This is a genomic window from Anabaena sp. CCY 9613, from assembly GCF_963920895.1.
Lineage (GTDB): Bacteria > Cyanobacteriota > Cyanobacteriia > Cyanobacteriales > Nostocaceae > Cyanocohniella.
On the sequence record NZ_CAWUDE010000004.1, the window covers coordinates 316487 to 336062 of the forward strand.

Here is a 19576-nt window from a genome sequence, read left to right on the forward strand (position 1 = left end):
ATGTCTCATGAATCAGCTTGTGGTAAACAGTGGTTTATTGTGAAAAGTTGTTCATCCAGGAACGTTGGGTTATCTACATTCAATATCAGCGACTTCCCCTAATTTATTTGACAATCAAGACTAGTACCGCCAGACGGAAGCTGAAAGTCAAAAAGCTTATATAAAAAGCTTTTCACTTCTTGAGAAGGGTTACTCTATTGACGTCTTGGAGTACTAGTTAATTGCTACCATCGCCTTGAGAAATGAAACTGCTAGCTTGTACTAGATCATAAGTTTCTAGTTTGTGGACTTGAAAAAACAGAATATAGTATGAGACAACAGGAAAAAATAACTTGCTTTGATCTATTAACTTGAGGTCATTGACTAGGTAAATATCCAGTTGTCATGGCATGGAATAGATGAAGACAAAACCTGATTTCATCTTAATCGCCATTACTTATTAGTGAAGTACTTTGACGTGATTACTCACCATATTAGTAAATGTACGTACACTAGAGCCAGCCTACATGCTAGTAATCTCCTGTCTATCCACAAATATTTTCTCATACAAGGTTCCATAACCTTTAAAGGCAGAAAACGTCAAATTATTTTTATCTAAATGAATTGGGGAAATCTTGATTAAGTGAATAATAGATATTTCAGTTCATTTATAGAATTGAATTGTCAAGCTTTGATGAACATCTTGCTGATGTCATTGTTATTACCAGAGAGTCTGTGATACTTTCCCTGTCACAATGGTGATTCTATTCTTATACTTTATTGGACAATGATCAATACATTTGACAAAGAGGACTTTTTCATGTTCATGGTATTACTTGTTTCTGGGCACAAACTCTGATAATGTTATCGTCTTCATGTTGAGTAAATTGTTTTTTTGATGGTGTTAATATACAGCAGATAGCATGATAATGACTAATAAAAAATGGGCCGTAAAACGTATCACTGTCAACTTGGCAACACAGGAAGCAGAAAAACTAGAAAACTATTGTCAGATGACAGGTAGACCTGCAACCGATGTAATTCGTGAACTGATTAGAGGTTTACCTGTTTCCGATGATGGTAAAGAAGCAAACAAATAAGTAGGAATTGTGGTTTTACGGCTTCGTAGATTATCACTTTTCCCCACAAAAAATACTTGTAATGCTTTTTCTAGTGTACATCCACTGACGAAAGTTTGTATTCCCAATAAAGACGCTTTGGCACAAGATGATCTAGTTGCTCATCAGAGTTCCAAGAAGTAATAAAGGGAAATTTATTATCAGAAGGCATTATCAGCCTGTTGTGCATCTACATCTCAAAAATACCCAGTGAAAAAATGATGGCGACAGATGGATGAGAGGAACCCATATGTACGAAGATATTCCCATTATTGCTGATGGAGAGCCTTTATATTTGGTACAGTGGGTTACCTAACTTGTAGCAAGTGGTCTGGAAATCCCTAATACTGTACTACTTCACCAAAATCTCAAATCCTCAATTACTCAATTAACGGTATAACTTGAGAGCAGTAGGCAATTCCGACACCAACCCAGTTACAATCTGTAAAGAAACTGAAAAGGTAAGATGGAATGCGTGTTGCAATAGTGGGTGCGGGACTGGCTGGGCTAGCAACCGCAGTAGATTTAGCTGATGCTGGCTGTGAAGTCCAGATTTTTGAGTCCCGTCCGTTTGTTGGTGGTAAAGTCAGTAGTTGGGTAGATGGCGATGGCAACCATATTGAAATGGGGTTGCACGTATTTTTTGGCTGTTACTACCAGCTATTTGATTTGATGGAAAAAGTGGGGGCGTTGTCTAATTTACGTCTTAAAGAACATACCCACACTTTTATCAATAAAGGTGGACGCACTGGCGCTTTAGATTTTCGTTTCGTCACAGGTGCGCCTTTTAATGGTTTAAAGGCATTTTTTACTACTCCTCAACTATCTTTACAAGATAAAATCCAAAATGCGATCGCCTTGGGTACTAGTCCCATAGTTCGGGGGTTAGTAGACTTTGACGGGGCGATGAAAACTATCCGCACCTTAGATAAAGTTAGCTTTGCTGAATGGTTCCGCAGTCATGGCGGTAGTGAAGGAAGTATCAAACGGATGTGGAATCCCATTGCGTATGCTTTAGGATTTATTGATTGTGACCATATTTCCGCCCGTTGTATGTTGACCATCTTCCAGTTCTTTGCAGCTAAAACCGAAGCTTCAATTATGCGGATGCTGGAAGGTTCCCCTGATGAGTATTTGCACAAACCGATTCTCAGATATCTCGAAGCCAGAGGCGCGAAAATTCACACCCGGCGACAAGTGCGAGAAATTCAATTTACCCAGTCAGATGAAGAAACCCATGTCACTGGCATGGTTGTGGCTCAAGGTGACACAGTAGAAACTATTACGGCTGACGCCTATGTCTTTGCTGGCGATGTCCCCGGAGTTCAGCGAATAATACCCCAAGAATGGCGTAAATGGTCAGAATTTGACAATATTTATAAATTAGATGCAGTACCAGTAGCCACAGTGCAGCTGAGATTTGATGGCTGGGTAACGGAACTGCAAGATGCAGAGAAACGTAAACAGCTAAATCATGCAGCCGGGATAGATAATTTGCTGTACACCGCCGATGCGGATTTTTCTTGTTTTGCGGATCTAGCTTTAGCCAGTCCCAGTGATTATTATCGCCCAGGACAAGGGTCTTTATTACAGTTGGTACTTACACCGGGAGATGCTTTTATTAAACAAAATAATGAGGCGATCGCTCAACATGTCCTCAAGCAAGTTCATGAATTATTTCCCTCATCACGGGAATTGAATATGACTTGGTACAGTGTGGTCAAACTGGCGCAGTCTCTCTATCGGGAAGCACCAGGAATGGATGTATACCGTCCTCACCAAAAAACGCCAATACCTAATTTCTTTCTGGCTGGTAGTTATACACAGCAAGACTACATCGACAGCATGGAGGGAGCCACAATTTCCGGACGACGTGCAGCCAAAGTGGTTCTGGAGAATGTGAAGAAATAACAACTGCGGTGGACGGGTTCCCCGACTTGTAGACGCCCTCTGGGCGCTTCCCGCAGGGTACGGACTGGCGTCAAGTGGCATAACGCAGAGGAAGAAAATAACATGGCAGATTGGTTAGAGCATAGTGTCCAGGTAGAAGTAGATGTTCCTATTGATTTAGTATGGAGCCTCTGGTCTGACTTAGAGCAAATGCCTCGGTGGATGAAATGGATTGATTCGGTGAAAATTTCGCCGGATGATCCAAATATATCTCTTTGGAAATTGAGTACTGGGGGTTTGGAATTTAAGTGGAAGTCCCGTATTCTCAAAGTGATACCCAACCAAATTATTCAGTGGGAATCCGTTGATGGGTTACCGAATCAGGGGGCAATTCGTTTTTACGATCGCCACAATAGTAGCATTGTCAAAATGACTATTTCTTACGCCATCCCGGGAATCCTCGGCAAAATTATGGATAATTTGTTTTTGGGGCGGGTGGTAGAGTCTACAATTCAGGCGGATTTGGAAAGGTTTAAAGAATATGCTTTGAATGTCAAGTCTAATAACTAAAGCAATTGTTTAATGACTACCAGTAACTTGACATGACAAAACAACTGAAACTATGCGGCGTTACACACTGTTGGTTCTGGTAGTGTATCGCCCGCAGTTTCATAAGCCATAATTAGAGATTCTAAGGCTTCAATGCCGTTGGCTACTGCCAATTCGTAAGTATCCCCATGAGTTCGCCATTCTTGTCCGGGAAAATCCGGGAATCCTACCAAGAAGCAATTATCTTCCTCTGACCATTGAATAATCATTTTGTACTTAAGATTACTCATTTACCAAGTGGGGTCACTGTATAAATTTATCGTCATTTCTTCACGTCCTGGTGGTACTGACGAAATACAAGCGCGGATGACATCTCCATCTTCAAGTTCCACGGTGCAGGCGTGACAAGACCCCATGAGACAACCAGTAGGAATAAACACTCCAGCCCTTTGAGCTACATCTAAGAGGGCTTCTCCTATTTCGGCGTTAACAGTGACATCATCTGGTAAAAAGCGGACGCGAATACTCATGAAAACATAGCCTAACTAAGACAAAAAAGGTATTAAGTCTAAATGGGTTTCAATTTCTGTAGCCAGAGAGTCGAGAATTTGTTCTCGCTGTTCCCGGTAGTTGGCAACACCTGTGGGTAAAGATTTTAAACCCCGTTGTTGACGCAGGCGATTTAACCAAGCACGTCGCCAAGGGCCGTTGTCAAATAGTCCGTGGAGATATGACCCCCAAACGGATTGACAGCTATCCACTAACCCTAAGTTAACATCATCAAATAAAGGTTGGTAGGCTTGGCTATCTACTTGTTGTTCGATACGCGATCGCCCTTGGTGGATTTCAAATCCACTCACTGGTAAGCCCATCTGGGGATAGTTGGAGCTAACTTGCCGCTGACGAGCAATCTTTTGTCCGGTAATTACTGTTCTAATGGGTAGGAGATTTAATCCCTGAAATCTGCCGGCTTGTCCTTCTACTCCTTCAGGATCGGCGATGATTTGCCCCAGCATTTGGTAGCCACCGCAAATACCCATCACTGTGCCACCAGAAGCTGCATAGTTTTGAATTGCTTCTGCCATACCAGTTTTTTGCAGTAATAGCAAGTCATTAATTGTGGTTTTAGTGCCTGGGATAATTACGGCATCTGGATGTCCTAAATCTTGCTTGGGACTTAGGAATTTTACTGATACAGTTGGTTCCGATTCCAAAGGGTCAAAGTCAGTAAAATTGGCAATTCTCGGTAAACGGATGACGGCAATATTCAGTTCGGTATTGGTTTTATAAGACTTGCGTTCAAACAGGTCAAGGGAATCTTCTGCTGGGAATATTTCTTCAAAATAAGGTATAACACCAACCACGGGAATACCAATACGTTCTTCCAACCATTTTATTCCCGGTTCCAAGATTGATCGCTGTCCTCTAAACTTGTTAATTACGATACCTTTAATTAGTTGGCGTTCCTCTGGGTCTAGTAATTCAAGAGTACCAACCACATGGGCAAAGGCACCACCGCGCTCAATATCAACTACTAATATAGTTGGTGCATTTAAATATGTTGCTATCCGCATATTAGTTAAGTCGCGGTGTTTGAGGTTAATCTCTGCCGGACTACCTGCGCCTTCGCAAACTAGCAAATCAAATTCTGTAGATAAATGTTTGAGAGATTCTTCAATGGCCTGCCAACCCATATCAAAATATTGTTCGTAGTAATCTGCGGCCCTGACTTTGCCTACAGATTTACCTTTGATAATGACTTGGGATGTCATATCCCCTTGAGGCTTGAGAAGAATCGGATTCATTTCTACCCAAGGAACAACACCTGCGGCCCAAGCCTGTACGGCTTGCGCGTAACCAATTTCGCCCCCATTAGCAGTGACATAAGCATTCAAAGCCATATTTTGACCTTTAAAGGGAGCCACCCGCCAGCCACGCCGTGACAAAATACGACAAATAGCTGTAGTTATCAGTGATTTCCCTGCGTGAGATGTTGTCCCCACTACCATAATTGCTTTCATAAGTCACTATAAATTTTTGAGAATTAGGGGGTGAAATATCCGTGTGAACGGTAGAAAATCAGCTTTTTAACAACTGTGAAGCTGTTAAGCAGAGGAAATTAGCACAAGCGTATCCTTCCTCATCTCACTTCGGGAATCTCTACCAAAATTCCCTAAATTTACTGAAATTGCTTTAGTAAAGACTTGATCAAGGAATCTGATGCTTTTACGTATATATTGTTCCCCATAACTACCACATCCTAACTTGAGGACTGGCAATTCTAATAAGGTAGTCTAAACCAGTAAATCATTGCATTGTACAGGCGATCGCGCCAAGAGGGAGTAGTCCAATTTTTTCCTTGGTATTGTTCTAGTAGCTGGCGACCTAGAGGAGTCAAGCGAAAACCATCTGTAATTCCTTGACCATCGACTTCTCTCCGGAGTACACCTACTTGAATCAGCCAGCCCAAAGCATTATCACACGCCAATTCTGACAAAGAGCGTTGAGTATAGCCATGCTTGACGCCATTTTCCAGGGCGATGGCACCTAAAGGCACACTCTGATGACGCATCGTTTCCCACAAACCAATATTGAAGGGAGAACACACAAGCGATCGCTCCGCCCTTTTTAATGTTTTACGAGTATAAAAAAACGCTTTCGGATTTTGAGAATCTACTTTAGTCATCACTCATAAGTCATTAATTTATTTTCCCAGCCCCCAACCTCGAACCACCAGTTTTTCTAGTAATTCATTTAATGATTGTAAATTATTGTAAAATTTCAGAGTCATCAATCTGAAAACAGGAAAGGTTCATTATGCCTCTAACAGTTGGTACGGATGCACCTGCATTTACCGTCAAAGATACTAACGGCAACACCGTTTCATTATCTGATTTTGCTGGAAAGACAGTTGTTTTGTATTTCTACCCCAAAGATGACACCCCAGGTTGCACCAAACAAGCTTGTAGCTTCCGGGATGCCCAAGCTAATTATCAAGGAAAAGATGTTGTAGTTTTGGGAGTTAGTGCGGATGATGAAGCCGCTCATCAGGCTTTTACCCAAAAATATAATTTGAATTTTCCTCTTTTGGCTGATACTAACCAAAGTTTAATCAAAGCTTACGATGTTGATGGTGGTGGGTATGCCAAGCGTGTCACTTACGTAATTGACCCTAACGGTAAAATTATCCATGTTGATGCTAGTGTCAATACCACTACCCATGCTAGTGATGTTTTAGCGGCACTGGGTCTGTAGTTTTTACGGTATCTGGAAAACCTCTTTCTCAATCTCTCTCCTCGCAGGAGAGAGACTTTGAATTCCTGATTTGGAAGTTAGATTTCCTGTGGAGTTTTCCACATGACGTGAAAAGTCAGCAGAGAATTCACGGGATGAAATCTACGGTAATTGACTGTCTTCAGGTGAACTCGATGGCTGATTTGTATTTAACTCCTGTTGTCGTTTTTGAATTGCTCTTTCTTGGGCGGCTTTAAATTTTGCGGCTTCTGAATTCAATTGTTCTTGCTGTTGCTCCCGATTCCAGTTAATATTCCCAAAATTTGCCTGATGGATCATTTGAAATATATCTAAATCGCCTGAATTCGGGCCCGCAAACTGATCACTATTTTGATTTGTACCACGATCCACTTGGTTGAGTTGAGCCAAACTAGGTGGAATTATTAGCAGGGAAGCAAAGCCAATTCCTGCTAAGGTGGCTAGAGAAAATTTAGCAACTGGTAAAAATGATTTTTTCATGGGGTTTTTGCTTGTAAATCACTCCAAACACATTATGCTTTTATCTTAAGCAAGAGTCCGGCGTAATCGGGGTTGAATGCTCACTAAAGCTGTGAGGGCAAAGCCAAACAACACCAACAGCGCTCCCCCAAAGGTAACATTACCCCAGGGAGCTTGCATAACTACACTACCCAATCCCCAATCACTGTGTAGATAAAGATAGCGAATTGGTTCAATGGCATAGCTGAGAGGATTCAGGGTAGCTATAACTTGCAACCACTGAGGCATAAAGGATAAAGGAGCTAGGGCGGTACTTGCAAACAGCAACGGCAGGTTGGTAACAAAAATTACGGCAATTAATTCGATGTGACCAGGTAAAGCAAAAGCCAAACCGAGGGAGATGGCTGTCACACCTAAAGCCAGCAGAAAGACAATTAAGGCGATCGCACCTAAACCTGCTACATCCGGTAGACCTGCACCTAAAAAGGCGGCGGCTGCCACAATTACAGCTGCTTGTAATAAACTTTGGCTAATAATAAAGATGGCTGAAGCAAAGACAATGGAAAACCTGGATGCTAGAGGTGCTACCAGCAAGCGATTTAAAAAACCGAACTCACGGTCAAACATTACAGGTAAGCCAGCATTTAAGGCTCCAGCAAAGGCTGTAAATACAATGATCCCAGCCGCCAAAAATTGCCCGTAATTTGTCGTCGTAGTTCCAAACAAACCCTTGGGAGCATTTTGGAATAAAGCACCAAATAGCACTAACCACATCACCGGCTGAATAATTCCCGCAACTAAAGTTGAGGGGCGGCGTTGTAATTGAATAAACAAGCGGCGAGTTAAAGCTAGTGTCTCTTGTAGCAATTCACCAAAGAAATTGGGAGCAGCATTAATATCTGCTTGCGGTGATGCTAATTGCTGCCAATTCATTTCTGATTTAGGGGTAATAGTCATAGGAATTAGGGAGTGGGGAGTGGGGAGATGGGGGGATGGGGGAAAAATTACTCTAGCCTAAGCGCCTCTATCTCATATTCTGCTTTTTCTCTGCTTTGGGATCACGATTAGCGACTGCGGCTAATTCTGCATCTAACAAGGTGCGCCCGGTGGCGGCGAGGTAAACGTCATCTAGGCTGGGGCGAGATTGGGCGATACCAAATATGGGTAAACCAACGGTGTTTAGGGATTGCTGGATGCTAATTAGGGCATCGTTTTGTGGTGTCACCACTAAGTTGAGGGAGTTACCTTGAGCGCTGTTGATGATTATTTCTTGTACAAACGGTAAATCTTGCAACAGGTGTTTGGCTTTTTCGGCTTCTTCTAGTGGAGAAAATTCGCGGATTCGCAAGGTGATGCGATCGCCCCCTACTTGATCTTTTAATTGTGAAGGTGTACCAGCTGCAATCACGGTACCACGGTCAATAATCGCCACGCGATCGGCTAAGGCGTCAATCTCTTCTAAATAATGGCTGGTAATCAGTACTGTTGTCCCAGAGGCACGTAGTTGACGCAGAAAATCCCATACCACAAAACGGCTTTCTATGTCAAGCCCCACTGTTGGCTCATCCAACACCAAAACATCTGGTGCATGGAGTAAACCAGCAGCTAAGTCAAGGCGCTTGCGTAAACCGCCAGAGTAGGTTCCTGTCTTTTTCTGAGCGTATTCCTGCAAGCCCAGTAAATCGAGTACCATGTCAATACGCTGTTTGGCTACTGCTCCTGGAATATGATAGAGTGCCGCTTGCAGTTGCAGCAATTCGCGTCCAGTGAGTACCTTATCTAATGCGACTTCCTGCGCTACATAGCCCAGCTTTTGTCTGGCGATTTTGGGTTTGTCTATCACCGAAATGCCAGATACTTCGATTTTGCCAGCATCCGGTGTAGTCAGAGTACATAAAGCACGTAAAGTCGTAGTTTTCCCAGCACCGTTAGGGCCGAGTAAACCAAAGATTTCTCCTGGTTCTACCTGGAAGGATACGTCTTTGACGGCGACTAACGTACCGTAGCTCTTTTTTAGATTTTCAATTAAAACGGCGGGAGCCATGACAGCTTAACCCCTAACTATACAAATCTCAACAAAGTCTATCTTTATTGTAGATGAGTAGTGCGAGGTCAGGCGATCGCACTTGCTACGTTCCGTGATTTTATATTGCTAATTTTTTAAACTTTACCAAATTCGTTGCATATTAAGTACAAAACCAGGTAAGACACTTTCCTCACCAAGAGTTTGAGGTGATTTTACAACTTCCACACCCTGCTCTGGGCGATAAATTTCTACTTCCTGTTTTTTTCTGTTGATTAACCAACCTAAGCGACACCCATTTTCGATATACTCTTGCATCTTATTCTGAGTTTGTTTCAAGCTGTCATTAGGTGAAAGTATTTCAACCACAAAATCAGGACATAGAGGCACAAATTTTTCTTTTTGTTCTTTAGTCAAAGTATCCCAACGTGATTTTTCCACCCAAGAGACATCTGGAGAACGGTCAGCACCCGAAGGTAAAGTAAATCCAGTTGATGAGTCAAAAACTTCACCCAAGTGATTTTGGTCGTTCCAGAACCAGATTTGAGCGTTAATAGTAGAATTACTTTTGCCTGTTTCTCCCCCCGTAGGTGGCATGATAATTAGCTCTCCTTGAGCATTGCGTTCTAATTTTAAATCGGGATTTTCTTGACACAATTGATAAAATTGTTCTCTGGTAAGTTTAATTACAGAATTGAGGTTTAATGTAAGTGTGGTCATAGGAATATATCCCGTTTTTTTTGCTGACTGGACTACAAACCTATCTCTATTGTGTTCTACACAGAGAAGCATGGCTTTTGCTGAGGGTGTAGATGTGGGATTCCAATTTACTCGCCATACTGTCCCCCAGTCACCTTACCCCGGAAAACAATGTACTGGTAAAGGTTGTAAAATAACATCACCGGAATGAGAAAGCCGATAAAAATAATCATGATTACCAGCGAACTAGGATCAGCAGCAGCCTCATAAATGGTAGTTTGTCTAGGGATAATATAAGGAAAGACGATTAATCCTAATCCCAGAAAAGTCAACACAAACAATAAAATAGTCCATACAAAAGGCGCTCGTTCTTCTCCACGGCTAAGACTTCTCAGGAGTTGCCAAATTAATAAGACTCCCAAGATAGGAATCAGGGCAAAGATATAAACTAGGGGTTGTTGAAACAAGCGAGTCCTAGCACTTTCATAAATTATTGGTGTTGTAATGGTGATGAAAATTGCACCTATTAAAGTTGTCCAAGCCGCAATTTTGGCAGTTTTAAAGTGAGTAATTTGCAATTCTCCGGTAGTTTTCCAGACCAGATAAGTAGAACCAATCAGCACATATGCTTGAATCAACGTTAAAGCTACCAATACAGATGGAATACTGAACCAGTCCCAGGTTGTACCAATAAAATGTCCTGCTTCATCAACTTTAATTCCCTTGAGTACTGCGCCCAAAGCGAAACCTTGACCGAGTGCAGCCGTAAAACTCCCAGCACCAAAAGCGAAATTCCAGAAAACTTTGCGGTTGGATAACTCCCGAAATTCAAACGCTACACCCCGAAAGATAAACCCAAATACCATTGTGAGAATGGGAATGTATAAGGCGCTTAAAATCGTGCCATAAGCTAAGGGAAAGGCACCGAAAAGCCCGCCAGCCATGAGAACTAGCCAGGTTTCATTGGCATCCCAAATATTACTCAAGCTAGTCATCAAAATGCCCCGGCGTTCGTCATCAGATGAGGTAAGAGATAATATCCCCACCCCCAAGTCGAATCCGTCTAACATCACGTAGAGGAATAAAAAGAGCGCTAAAATTACAAACCATACCTGGGGGAGAAAATACTCAAGCGTCTCCATAGAATCTCCTGTATAAGTAGAACGACTTGAAAAAATCAAACTATGTGAAGTAATGTAAAAAAAATTGCATTTGTTTCGTAGTAAGGACTTCAGTCCTTATTAGAGGACTAAAGTCCTCACCCTACGGGTGATGCCGACCGATGCCGCAGGCTGTACGTTAGTCGCTCATGGGGGAAACCCCCCGCCGTTCGCCTTTGGCGTCTCCCCTTGGGAGAAGGATGCCCGTTCGCGTAGCGTCTCCTTTAGGAGAAGGGCTGTAGACCGCGCTAACTCACTACAAACCTTTAATTATTTACACCATTCTATTTAGATGTGATAACAATGCTTTGGGGAAATGAGAGAGATAGGGAAGAGATGAAAACAAAGATGTTGTTTCCCCCCTGCACCCTGCCCCCTTGCCTCTTCTACTGCTGTGCTTCTACAGGACGTTCATCGGCTACAAACTCTCCAGGTGTGGTTTCCACGGCGGGTTTAGTAACTTCCATTCCTGGAACTGGTAAGTCGAAATTTGGGCCTTTACGAATGATGCGACTGCCAAAATATAAGGCTGCAACAAATAACACGCTGTAAACTGTGGCAAAGCTAGTTAATGAAACTAAAACATTGCTAGCAGGTATGTGAGAAGCCGCGTCAACTGTGCGAATTTGTCCGTACAGTGTCCAAGGTTGTCGTCCCACACAGCGGACAATCCAACCTGATTCTACGGCGATATATCCTAGAGGTGCGGCAAATACCCATGCCCGCATCAACCAGCGTTGTTGAGCAATGTTCTCTGGTGAAAGTTTACCGCGTAACCATTGCCAAGTACTGAATAGCATTAAACCAGCCAAGAAAAAGCCAATGGCAATCATGGTGCGGAAAGCGTAGTAAATTAAACCTACCATGTGCGGACGGTCTTCTGGTTTCCACTCTTTCAATCCGCGTACTGGTTCCGAAAGATTTTGCTTAAATTCCAGAATATACCCCAGGGCATTGGGAACGGTAATTTCCCAGTCGTTTTTCTGCGCCTTCTCGTTGGGTATGGCGAGTAAACTCCAATCTGCTGGCTGTCCAGCAGGGGAAGATTCCCATTGGGCCTCCATTGCAGCTAGTTTGGTGGGTTGATAGTGATAAACTTGCTCACCACTTAAATGTCCAATGTATATTTGTAATGGAGCAACTGCGATCGCAGCTGCTAAGGCAATCTTCAAAGACTTGGAAAAGAAAGCTTGGTGGCGTTGCTGTAAAATATACCAGGCACTAATTCCTCCAATAACAAATAATGAAGTCTCCAGTGTGGCAAAAAACATATGCATCACACTATTAACCATGAAGGGATTTAAAATTGCCTGAAAGTAATCGTGAACAATAAACTTGCCATTGACCATTTCCCCTCCAGATGGAGTTTGCATCCAGGAATTGGCCGTCAAAATCCACAGGGTAGATAAATTAGCACCTACAGCCACCAAAATTGTCGAAAGATAGTGAATAGCGGGATTAACTCGCTCCCAGCCAAATAACATAATGCCTAAAAAAGCGGCTTCCAGCATAAATGCCCAAGAAGCCTCAAAACCAATTACACTGCCAAAAAAGTTACCTACTGCTTCCGAAAATGGGGCCCAATTGGTACCAAACTGAAATTCCATTGGGATACCCGTTGCTACACCAATGCCAAAGTTGAGGACGTAGAACTTTGACCAAAAGCGAGCATGATGGTAATAATCAGGATTACGAGTTTTTAACCATACTCCTTCAACGATTACCAGATAAATTCCCATCCCTGTAGTCAGGACAGGCCACAACATATGGAATAGTGCGGTCAATGCAAACTGCATCCGTGATAGCACCACTGAATCGGATAAAAATTCCACGAATTTTCTCCACTAGTTAGCCACACTATTTAGGATAAACGTTTTTCTAGAATGCCAATATACCAAAAGGTGGCATCTCGATTTATATTGTGGCAAAATGCCTAAATATTTTTGGCCATGATCAATTACGATTAATTTGATTTTTGTATACACCGGAGCTTGCCAAAAAGAAGTGATATTTAGCAACGTCTAATTAATCATCATCTCCTTGTAGTCCTTCACGCAGACCCATTGCAATTTTACTGTGTTTCTCAATTTGTCCCATGACTTGTTTTGCCCTTTGAATCACCACCGCCGGTAACCCCGCTAACCGTCCAGCCTCGATTCCATAGGATTTATCTGCACCTCCTGGTTGGACTTGATGCAAAAAGATAATTTGGTCGGGTAATTCTTTGACTGTTACTTGATAATTAGCAACATTGGGTAAAATGCTAGCTAGTTCGTTCAGTTCATGGTAATGAGTGGCAAAAATTGTCCGCGCCTGAATCTCTACAGCTATGTATTCTGCTACCGCCCAAGCAATTGAAAGTCCATCAAATGTGGCAGTTCCGCGGCCAATTTCATCTAACAACACCAATGATCTAGAAGTAGCATGATTGAGAATATTTGCTGTCTCATTCATTTCCACCATGAAGGTAGATTGACCAGTGGCCAAATCATCTACTGCACCTACACGGGTGAAAATGCGATCGCACACTCCCAATTTAGCAAATCTCGCCGGCACAAAACTACCAATTTGCGCCATTAACTGAATCAACCCCACCTGACGCAAATAACAACTTTTACCACTAGCATTTGGCCCAGTCAGAATCACTAAATCGGGGAGTTGGAGATTTTCTGCTTCATTACTCCCTAATTCTGTTGAGTTGGGGACAAAAAACCCCGCAGGTAAAGACTGTTCCACCACTGGATGACGACCATCCACAATCATAATTTCCCGTCCTGTCACCATCTCTGGACGACAGTAACCTTGCTGTACCGCCAACTCAGCCAAACCACACAACACATCTGCAGCTGCTACCGCCCGCGATAAATTACGAATGACTTCAGCCTGTTCGCCTACCTCTTCCCGCAACTCCACAAAAATCTCATATTCCAACTGATTTAAATCATCCCGCGCTGTCAGAATCCTTGCTTCTCGTTCTTTCAACTCTGGGGTAATGTAACGTTCCTCATTAGTCAGGGTTTGCTTGCGGATGTAATTAGCAGGTACTTGGTCAGATTTAGCACGAGAAATACTAATGTAGTAACCAAAAGTTTTATTAAATCCCACCTTCAAAGTAGGAACTCCCGTCCTGGCACGTTCATCAACTTCTAAATTGGCAATCCATTGTTGGTCTGCTTCTACGGTGGCTTTTCTCTCATCCAACATGGGATTGATACCCGGACGAATTAAGCCACCTTCTTTAATATGTATTGGTGGTGATTCTACTAGGTGCAAGTGTAACTTTTGTGCCAACTCTGATAACACAGCCGGCACTTTTTGCAAAGCTTTGAGAAAAGGCGATCGCGCATCGGCAACTAAGAGCGATAATTCTGGTAAGCGTGACAAGGAATCTGCCAAAGCTACTAAATCTTTAGCGTTCGCTGTCCCTGAACCAGCCCTTCCCGTGAGCCGTTCCAAATCGTAAATTTGCCTTAACAACTGCCGCAAATCTTGACGCAGAGGGGTATTTTCCATCAATTCTTGGATGGTATCTTGCCTAGCCCCAATGCCTTTAATATCAAGTAGGGGTTGTAATAACCATCGCCGCAAAGCCCGTCCACCCATTGCTGTGCTAGTTCTATTTAATGCCCACAACAGAGAACCGTGAAATGTCCCATCCCTGACTGTTTGGGTAATTTCTAAGTTACGTCGGGTTTGACTATCAACAATTAAATAATCAGTAATGGTGTAGGTACGTAGCCTTTGCAACGAAACTGTGTTTTCTTTTTGGGTGTCTTCCACATATTCCAGCAGACCACCAGCCGCCCGTACAGCCAGAGGTAAATGATCACAACCGAGTCCTTCCAGCGATCGCACTTTAAATTTCTGCAATAATGTAGATCTAGCCTCAGCTTGGGAAAACGGCAGTTGCGATCGCAAGCTATAACAAAACGATGGTGGTAAACACTGGGGAAGATGAGGCGAAGTTTCTCCAGGACGCAGCAAGCTACCTAAATCAGGGGCGTTAGTAGGAACCAGCACCTCGGCTGGTTGCAACCGCATTAATTCCTGAGTTAAATGTTCTAAATCACTACCTTGGGTGGTTAGAAATTCTCCAGTAGAGATATCTGCATAAGCTAAACCCCAATGATTCACCGCAATTACCACAGCCGCTAAGTAATTATTGCGACTAGATTTTAGCATTCCTTCTTCCAGCAAAGTCCCTGGTGTGAGGATACGTGTCACCTCGCGCCTGACCAAACCCACAGCTTCCGAGGAGTCTTCTACTTGGTCGCAAATTACCACTGCATAGCCCTTTTCTACCAATTGGGTAGTGTAGCGTTCCCAAGCGTGGTGGGGTACACCGGTCATGGCCACACGTCCCACTTCGCCACCGTGTTTACTGGTAAGTACAAGTTCTAATTCCCTAGAGACAGTTACAGCGTCTTGGAAAAAAGTTTCAAAAAAATCTCCTACCCGATACAGCAGCAAAGCACGAGGATGTTTATCCTTGACTTCCACATAATGCTGGTACATCTTACTCAGCTTACTGCGGTCTACCAATTGAGTATCAGTATGAGGCGCACCAGGGTGATTGGGTTCCGTTGGTTGAGATTCAGAATTAGAAGCGGTCATAGATGCTAGGGGTTACGCACGGAAAAGCCACAATATCCGATGATAACGTGATGTGGAAAATTAGAGGCGATCGCTCAAAGTTTTGTTATGCTTTCCTGCGACTACTGCGGCGAGTGGGTGGCTGTGGTGGGGGCGGTTCCTGTGATTTTAATTGCTCATCATCAGTCAAAAACTCCACATGGTAACCTTTTTGGTGATAGTGCCAGCCCAATACAACAATACTGGCATCACCCATAGAAGTTTCTTGGATAGCTTGAGTCGGAAATTTCGCTGCCAATTTTTTCAGGGCTTCTCCCTCCCAAAGCACAATTTGTTCACGGAAAGCCGCCCAAGGGCTAGTTTCATCAGCTGCATAAGTGATAATTTCGGCAAATTTGTGAGCCGTGGGATATTTATTGGTTTTGTTGGTTTTTGCTTGTGCTATGTGATTACCTGTTTCTATAACGGTAGCTAAAGGCAACACTAAGGTTGTCCCTTCTTTAATTTCTGTTTGTATTTTTTGATTTACCTGGTCAAAATTCCATTTATTATTACCAGCAGTTTCCTTACCTGGAACTTGTAACCAAACGCATAAAAGTGATGTATCAATAAGTAGCACCTTTCTCATATCAGCAATTATTCACCATGAGAAAGACTTCTTTCAATTGCTCCTCTAGTTGTCATATCACCTAAAGAGTAAGATGCAAACAACTTAGGAAAATTATCAATATCTTCTAAAAGGGTAAGTTTACTTTCTCCTGTTTCAGCGTCGCGGTGGGCGACAACTACAAATGGCACTATTTCCGGGCTTAAAGCATCCAGTAAAGCTGGGTTATGAGTAGTCAATAAAATATCAATATTTCTTTTACTGCCAATTTCTCGGAGTATTTTGACTAGCAAATTTGCACGGGAAGGATGCAGACCATTATCTATTGCTTCGATTATCAATTGACTACCTTCAGGTCGCGTGAGTAATGCTGTGAGAATTGCTAAAAATCGTAGAGTTCCATCTGACATACTCCTAGCATCAATTTCTGTGATTTGTCCAGATTTCCATTCTTCTTGACAGTAAAGCATGGCATCTGTGCCAAATCTACCTACTTTTTCCGCCCAGACTTTTTTAATATCACCTTCTGGTAGATATTTGATGTAAGTAGATAGAGTTGATTCTATTTCTAATTTTTTTTCTTCAGGTAATGCTGCTAGTACACCAGATATATTTGAAGCATCACTGTCTAGCGTATCAGATAGTCGTGAATACAATCTCATTGTAGAAGGTATAGGATTAAAAATAGTTATATTTTTTAAAGTTTGAGAAACAACTTGAATTGCTTCAGTCATTTTTATAGAAAATCCTATCAATTGGCTAAGAATAGACTGATTTCGTCTAAATTCTTTTTGTCTGATAGTTTTATTATCATAGAAGTTAACAATAACATTTGGAATATGCGAATCAGGATTATTTGTTTGAAATAATTTTTCTTCTTGGGGTTCTTCATTAATAATGAAATTTGGTTGCAATAGTATTAAAGATTCATCTCTAATTTGTACATGGTTTTCAGTTTCTACGGTAATACTATAGAGGTAGTCTTTTTGTGCAACTATGCCCCCACCATAAACTAATACTTGTATGCTAAATTGAGTTACCGGTTTACGTGCAGCCCACTCTACACCACCGCGAATAGAGGAAAGTTTTTTATCCCCTGCTAAAGCAGCTTCAATATTTTCGCCTTGCGCTATTCTCTGTAAAAATTCCAAAGCTTCAACAACATTAGATTTACCACTTGCATTTGTCCCAATTAAAACAGTTAATGGGTCAAGTGGCAGTTCTGCATAACGAAAACTTTTCCAATTTTCCAGGATTAGTTGCTTCAGCATAACCCACTTCAAAACTCTCAAATTTTAGTTTTCTGAATTTTAGGACTTAGGCACACTCTACAAATTCTTGGCGTTCTTGGCGTCTACAGCCCTTACGGGCATCGCTGCGCGCGGGCGGTTGGATAAATCCAGCTTTTTGAGAATTTTTGCGTAAGTCCTGATTTTTTTAATATAAACCGAAAAACAAAAAGCCAGCAGAGAGAATGACTCTATCTGACTGGCTCAATTCAGTTATAGTGTGGAAACTTTATGCTTCTGGTGGTAAATCTTGGCTGTAAATAATTTCTCCAGCTAAATTACGCAGAGTTACTGTCATCGCCTTGGTATAAGCATCAATTTTCACACCGCCAAAGAATTGTAAACCTTCACTGGGGGGTCGATTTGGTAGCATTCCTGGAGGATTACTTTGGAATATTAATTGGGGGCCAAAGGTGTTATCTAATTGTCCTGGGCCAAATGTACCCGCGTTGAGAGGGCCAGCAACAAACTCCCAGAACGGCTTGAAGTCGGTAAACTGTGCTTTGTTGGGGTCGTAATAATGGGCGGCTGCATAATGTACATCTGCTGTTAACCAAACGACATTTTGAATATTCCGGTGTTTGATAAATTGCAGTAATTCAACAATTTCTAACTCTCTTCCCAAGGGTCGCCCATTATCAGCGTTAGCCCAAGCTTCAAAAGCGTTAGGGCCATCTCTCACAATTAATCCCAAAGGCATATCACTGGCAATTACTTTCCATGTTGCTTTTGATTTTAGTAGTTGCACTTTTATCCATTGCAACTGTGATTTCCCCAGCATATCTGTTTCTGAACTTTGTACTTGCTGAAGATTGTCGGTATTTGGCCCCCGGTAAGTACGTTCATCTAGCATGAAAATGTCCAGCAATGGGCCATGTTGGAATGAACGGTATATGTTCGATCTATTAGCATCAAATCTGCTCTTATAGCGCATGGGCATATATTCAAAAAATGCTTGTCTTGCCCTTTGTGCTAGCAAGTTAACATCCTTGACTGTATAGCGGTCATCGCTGAGAAGAAATTCCCCAGGATACCAATTATTAGTGGTTTCGTGGTCGTCCCACTGTGCCAACATGGGAACTTCAGCGTTAAAACGCTTGATATTTTCATCGAGTAAATTGTATTTAAAGTTCCCCCGAAATTCTGTGAGGGTTTCTGCTACTTTTGATTTTTCTTCGGTGGTAATATTTTTCCAAATGGTGCCATCATTTAGCAATACTTCTGACTGGATGGGTCCATCAACGTAAACAGTATCACCTGAATGAATAAAGAAATCAGGATTAAGTTGACGCATGGTTTCATAAATTTTCATGCCCCCAAAATCAGGATTAATACCCCATCCTTGACCTGCTGTATCTCCCCCCCAAACAAAGAAGATATCTCTTCCAGTTATTGGGGGTGTACGAAAAGTACCACTTACAGGTTCGCTGTAGACATTTTGATAATCTAAATCTTGGAAAGTTACCCGATAAAATATTTGTTGGTTTGGTGGTAGATTGTTGAGACTAAATCTGGCTGTAAAGTCGTTTTCTTCTAAAGCACGTGGCCCGAAAACGCGTCGCACATTGCGAAATGATTCGCTGGTGGAATATTCAATTAACATCCGGGCAGGGCGATCGCAACGACTCCAGAGGATAATACTATTATCTGTGAGATCTCCAGATGCTATACCGTAAGGTATACCAGGACGCATTTTATCTGAGGTAATAATTGCCGGTGCTTGAGCAAAAATGCGTGACTGAGATATAAGATTTGTGGCAATAACTCCACCTGCTGTGACAGATGAACTTAGCAAAAACTGGCGGCGATTCATCTTCATTGGCTGATTAGATTTCTTACTCATTATTAGTAAGTTCCCGTGAGGTGTTACATAACAGGGAATTACCACATGAAGTTACGCCAATGAGTAAAGGTTTAGTTATCGCTAGGTTATTAAA

General features: G+C 42.3%; 18 protein-coding genes. 4 read left to right on the forward strand and 14 right to left on the reverse strand.

What is annotated here, in order from left to right; translation table 11 throughout:
- Positions 1-902: 902 nt before the first annotated feature.
- The 3 genes from ACM0OT_RS06850 (at position 903) to ACM0OT_RS06860 (ending at position 3557) form a co-directional block, all read left to right on the forward strand.
- Complete coding sequence (locus ACM0OT_RS06850) at positions 903-1079, forward strand: CopG family transcriptional regulator (RefSeq protein ID WP_414543187.1); 177 nt, start codon at positions 903-905, stop codon at positions 1077-1079.
- Between the two features lie 489 nt (positions 1080-1568).
- Positions 1569-3008: a 9,9'-di-cis-zeta-carotene desaturase gene (gene zds, locus ACM0OT_RS06855; protein ID WP_414563640.1), complete on the forward strand. Its 1440-nt coding sequence runs from the start codon at positions 1569-1571 to the stop codon at positions 3006-3008.
- 102 nt (positions 3009-3110) lie between these two features.
- Positions 3111-3557 carry an SRPBCC family protein gene (locus tag ACM0OT_RS06860; protein ID WP_414563641.1) on the forward strand — a complete coding sequence of 149 codons (447 nt, stop codon included), beginning with the start codon at positions 3111-3113 and terminating at the stop codon, positions 3555-3557.
- A gap of 50 nt (positions 3558-3607) precedes the next feature.
- Here the strand turns inward: ACM0OT_RS06860 and ACM0OT_RS06865 are convergent, their stop codons facing one another.
- The 4 genes from ACM0OT_RS06865 to ACM0OT_RS06880 all read right to left on the reverse strand — a co-directional run bounded on the left by ACM0OT_RS06865 (position 3608) and on the right by ACM0OT_RS06880 (position 6222).
- The gene (locus ACM0OT_RS06865) at positions 3608-3826 is read right to left on the reverse strand and encodes a type II toxin-antitoxin system HicB family antitoxin (RefSeq protein WP_414563642.1); all 219 of its coding nucleotides are present in this window, start codon (positions 3824-3826) and stop codon (positions 3608-3610) included.
- Positions 3827-4066 carry a 2Fe-2S iron-sulfur cluster-binding protein gene (locus ACM0OT_RS06870; protein WP_414546430.1) on the reverse strand — a complete coding sequence of 80 codons (240 nt, stop codon included), beginning with the start codon at positions 4064-4066 and terminating at the stop codon, positions 3827-3829.
- A 15-nt stretch (positions 4067-4081) separates the two neighbouring features.
- Positions 4082-5557 (reverse strand): cobyric acid synthase CobQ, encoded by a 1476-nt coding sequence (gene cobQ, locus ACM0OT_RS06875; RefSeq protein WP_414563643.1) that lies wholly within the window; start codon positions 5555-5557, stop codon positions 4082-4084.
- Between the two features lie 260 nt (positions 5558-5817).
- Positions 5818-6222 (reverse strand): Npun_F0494 family protein, encoded by a 405-nt coding sequence (locus ACM0OT_RS06880; protein WP_414563644.1) that lies wholly within the window; start codon positions 6220-6222, stop codon positions 5818-5820.
- Between the two features lie 131 nt (positions 6223-6353).
- Between ACM0OT_RS06880 and ACM0OT_RS06885 the strand changes: the two genes are divergently transcribed.
- Positions 6354-6791, forward strand: coding sequence for a peroxiredoxin (locus ACM0OT_RS06885; RefSeq protein WP_414563645.1), 438 nt, complete (start codon positions 6354-6356; stop codon positions 6789-6791).
- 141 nt (positions 6792-6932) lie between these two features.
- On the opposite strand, the gene ACM0OT_RS06890 is transcribed toward ACM0OT_RS06885, so the two are convergent.
- From ACM0OT_RS06890 to ACM0OT_RS06935, 10 genes are all read right to left on the reverse strand, one after another.
- A complete protein-coding gene (locus ACM0OT_RS06890; protein ID WP_414563646.1) occupies positions 6933-7289 on the reverse strand; it encodes a hypothetical protein in 357 nt (118 codons plus the stop codon).
- A gap of 45 nt (positions 7290-7334) precedes the next feature.
- Complete coding sequence (locus ACM0OT_RS06895; RefSeq protein ID WP_414563647.1) at positions 7335-8225, reverse strand: ABC transporter permease; 891 nt, start codon at positions 8223-8225, stop codon at positions 7335-7337.
- A gap of 67 nt (positions 8226-8292) precedes the next feature.
- On the reverse strand, positions 8293-9312 hold the full coding sequence (locus ACM0OT_RS06900) for an ATP-binding cassette domain-containing protein (RefSeq protein ID WP_414563648.1): 1020 nt from the start codon (positions 9310-9312) through the stop codon (positions 8293-8295).
- Positions 9313-9435: 123 nt separating this feature from the next.
- Complete coding sequence (locus tag ACM0OT_RS06905; protein WP_414563649.1) at positions 9436-10011, reverse strand: Uma2 family endonuclease; 576 nt, start codon at positions 10009-10011, stop codon at positions 9436-9438.
- Positions 10012-10118: 107 nt separating this feature from the next.
- Entirely contained in the window at positions 10119-11132 is a 1014-nt protein-coding gene (locus ACM0OT_RS06910; protein ID WP_414563650.1) for a cytochrome d ubiquinol oxidase subunit II, read from the reverse strand.
- Positions 11133-11536: 404 nt separating this feature from the next.
- On the reverse strand, positions 11537-12982 hold the full coding sequence (locus ACM0OT_RS06915; protein ID WP_414563651.1) for a cytochrome ubiquinol oxidase subunit I: 1446 nt from the start codon (positions 12980-12982) through the stop codon (positions 11537-11539).
- A gap of 193 nt (positions 12983-13175) precedes the next feature.
- Complete coding sequence (mutS, locus tag ACM0OT_RS06920; RefSeq protein WP_414563652.1) at positions 13176-15764, reverse strand: DNA mismatch repair protein MutS; 2589 nt, start codon at positions 15762-15764, stop codon at positions 13176-13178.
- Between the two features lie 85 nt (positions 15765-15849).
- Positions 15850-16371, reverse strand: a complete 522-nt coding sequence (locus ACM0OT_RS06925; protein WP_414563653.1) for a hypothetical protein — start codon at positions 16369-16371, stop codon at positions 15850-15852.
- An 8-nt stretch (positions 16372-16379) separates the two neighbouring features.
- The gene (locus ACM0OT_RS06930) at positions 16380-17621 is read right to left on the reverse strand and encodes an AAA family ATPase (RefSeq protein WP_414563654.1); all 1242 of its coding nucleotides are present in this window, start codon (positions 17619-17621) and stop codon (positions 16380-16382) included.
- 247 nt (positions 17622-17868) lie between these two features.
- A complete protein-coding gene (locus ACM0OT_RS06935) occupies positions 17869-19482 on the reverse strand; it encodes an alkaline phosphatase D family protein (protein WP_414563655.1) in 1614 nt (537 codons plus the stop codon).
- Positions 19483-19576 lie beyond the last annotated feature (94 nt).

What these genes read in the sequence shown, in the direction of transcription:
- zds (WP_414563640.1), top strand. Translation starts at nt 1,569, where the DNA reads ATGCGTGTTGCAATAGTGGGTGCGGGACTGGCTGGGCTAGCAACCGCA.
- ACM0OT_RS06865 (WP_414563642.1), bottom strand. Translation starts at nt 3,826, where the DNA reads ATGAGTAATCTTAAGTACAAAATGATTATTCAATGGTCAGAGGAAGAT.
- cobQ (WP_414563643.1), bottom strand. Translation starts at nt 5,557, where the DNA reads ATGAAAGCAATTATGGTAGTGGGGACAACATCTCACGCAGGGAAATCA.
- mutS (WP_414563652.1), bottom strand. Translation starts at nt 15,764, where the DNA reads ATGACCGCTTCTAATTCTGAATCTCAACCAACGGAACCCAATCACCCT.
- ACM0OT_RS06900 (WP_414563648.1), bottom strand. Translation starts at nt 9,312, where the DNA reads ATGGCTCCCGCCGTTTTAATTGAAAATCTAAAAAAGAGCTACGGTACG.
- ACM0OT_RS06905 (WP_414563649.1), bottom strand. Translation starts at nt 10,011, where the DNA reads ATGACCACACTTACATTAAACCTCAATTCTGTAATTAAACTTACCAGA.
- ACM0OT_RS06870 (WP_414546430.1), bottom strand. Translation starts at nt 4,066, where the DNA reads ATGAGTATTCGCGTCCGCTTTTTACCAGATGATGTCACTGTTAACGCC.
- ACM0OT_RS06935 (WP_414563655.1), bottom strand. Translation starts at nt 19,482, where the DNA reads ATGAGTAAGAAATCTAATCAGCCAATGAAGATGAATCGCCGCCAGTTT.
- ACM0OT_RS06850 (WP_414543187.1), top strand. Translation starts at nt 903, where the DNA reads ATGATAATGACTAATAAAAAATGGGCCGTAAAACGTATCACTGTCAAC.
- ACM0OT_RS06925 (WP_414563653.1), bottom strand. Translation starts at nt 16,371, where the DNA reads ATGAGAAAGGTGCTACTTATTGATACATCACTTTTATGCGTTTGGTTA.
- ACM0OT_RS06880 (WP_414563644.1), bottom strand. Translation starts at nt 6,222, where the DNA reads ATGACTAAAGTAGATTCTCAAAATCCGAAAGCGTTTTTTTATACTCGT.
- ACM0OT_RS06860 (WP_414563641.1), top strand. Translation starts at nt 3,111, where the DNA reads ATGGCAGATTGGTTAGAGCATAGTGTCCAGGTAGAAGTAGATGTTCCT.
- ACM0OT_RS06885 (WP_414563645.1), top strand. Translation starts at nt 6,354, where the DNA reads ATGCCTCTAACAGTTGGTACGGATGCACCTGCATTTACCGTCAAAGAT.
- ACM0OT_RS06890 (WP_414563646.1), bottom strand. Translation starts at nt 7,289, where the DNA reads ATGAAAAAATCATTTTTACCAGTTGCTAAATTTTCTCTAGCCACCTTA.
- ACM0OT_RS06910 (WP_414563650.1), bottom strand. Translation starts at nt 11,132, where the DNA reads ATGGAGACGCTTGAGTATTTTCTCCCCCAGGTATGGTTTGTAATTTTA.
- ACM0OT_RS06895 (WP_414563647.1), bottom strand. Translation starts at nt 8,225, where the DNA reads ATGACTATTACCCCTAAATCAGAAATGAATTGGCAGCAATTAGCATCA.
- ACM0OT_RS06930 (WP_414563654.1), bottom strand. Translation starts at nt 17,621, where the DNA reads ATGCTGAAGCAACTAATCCTGGAAAATTGGAAAAGTTTTCGTTATGCA.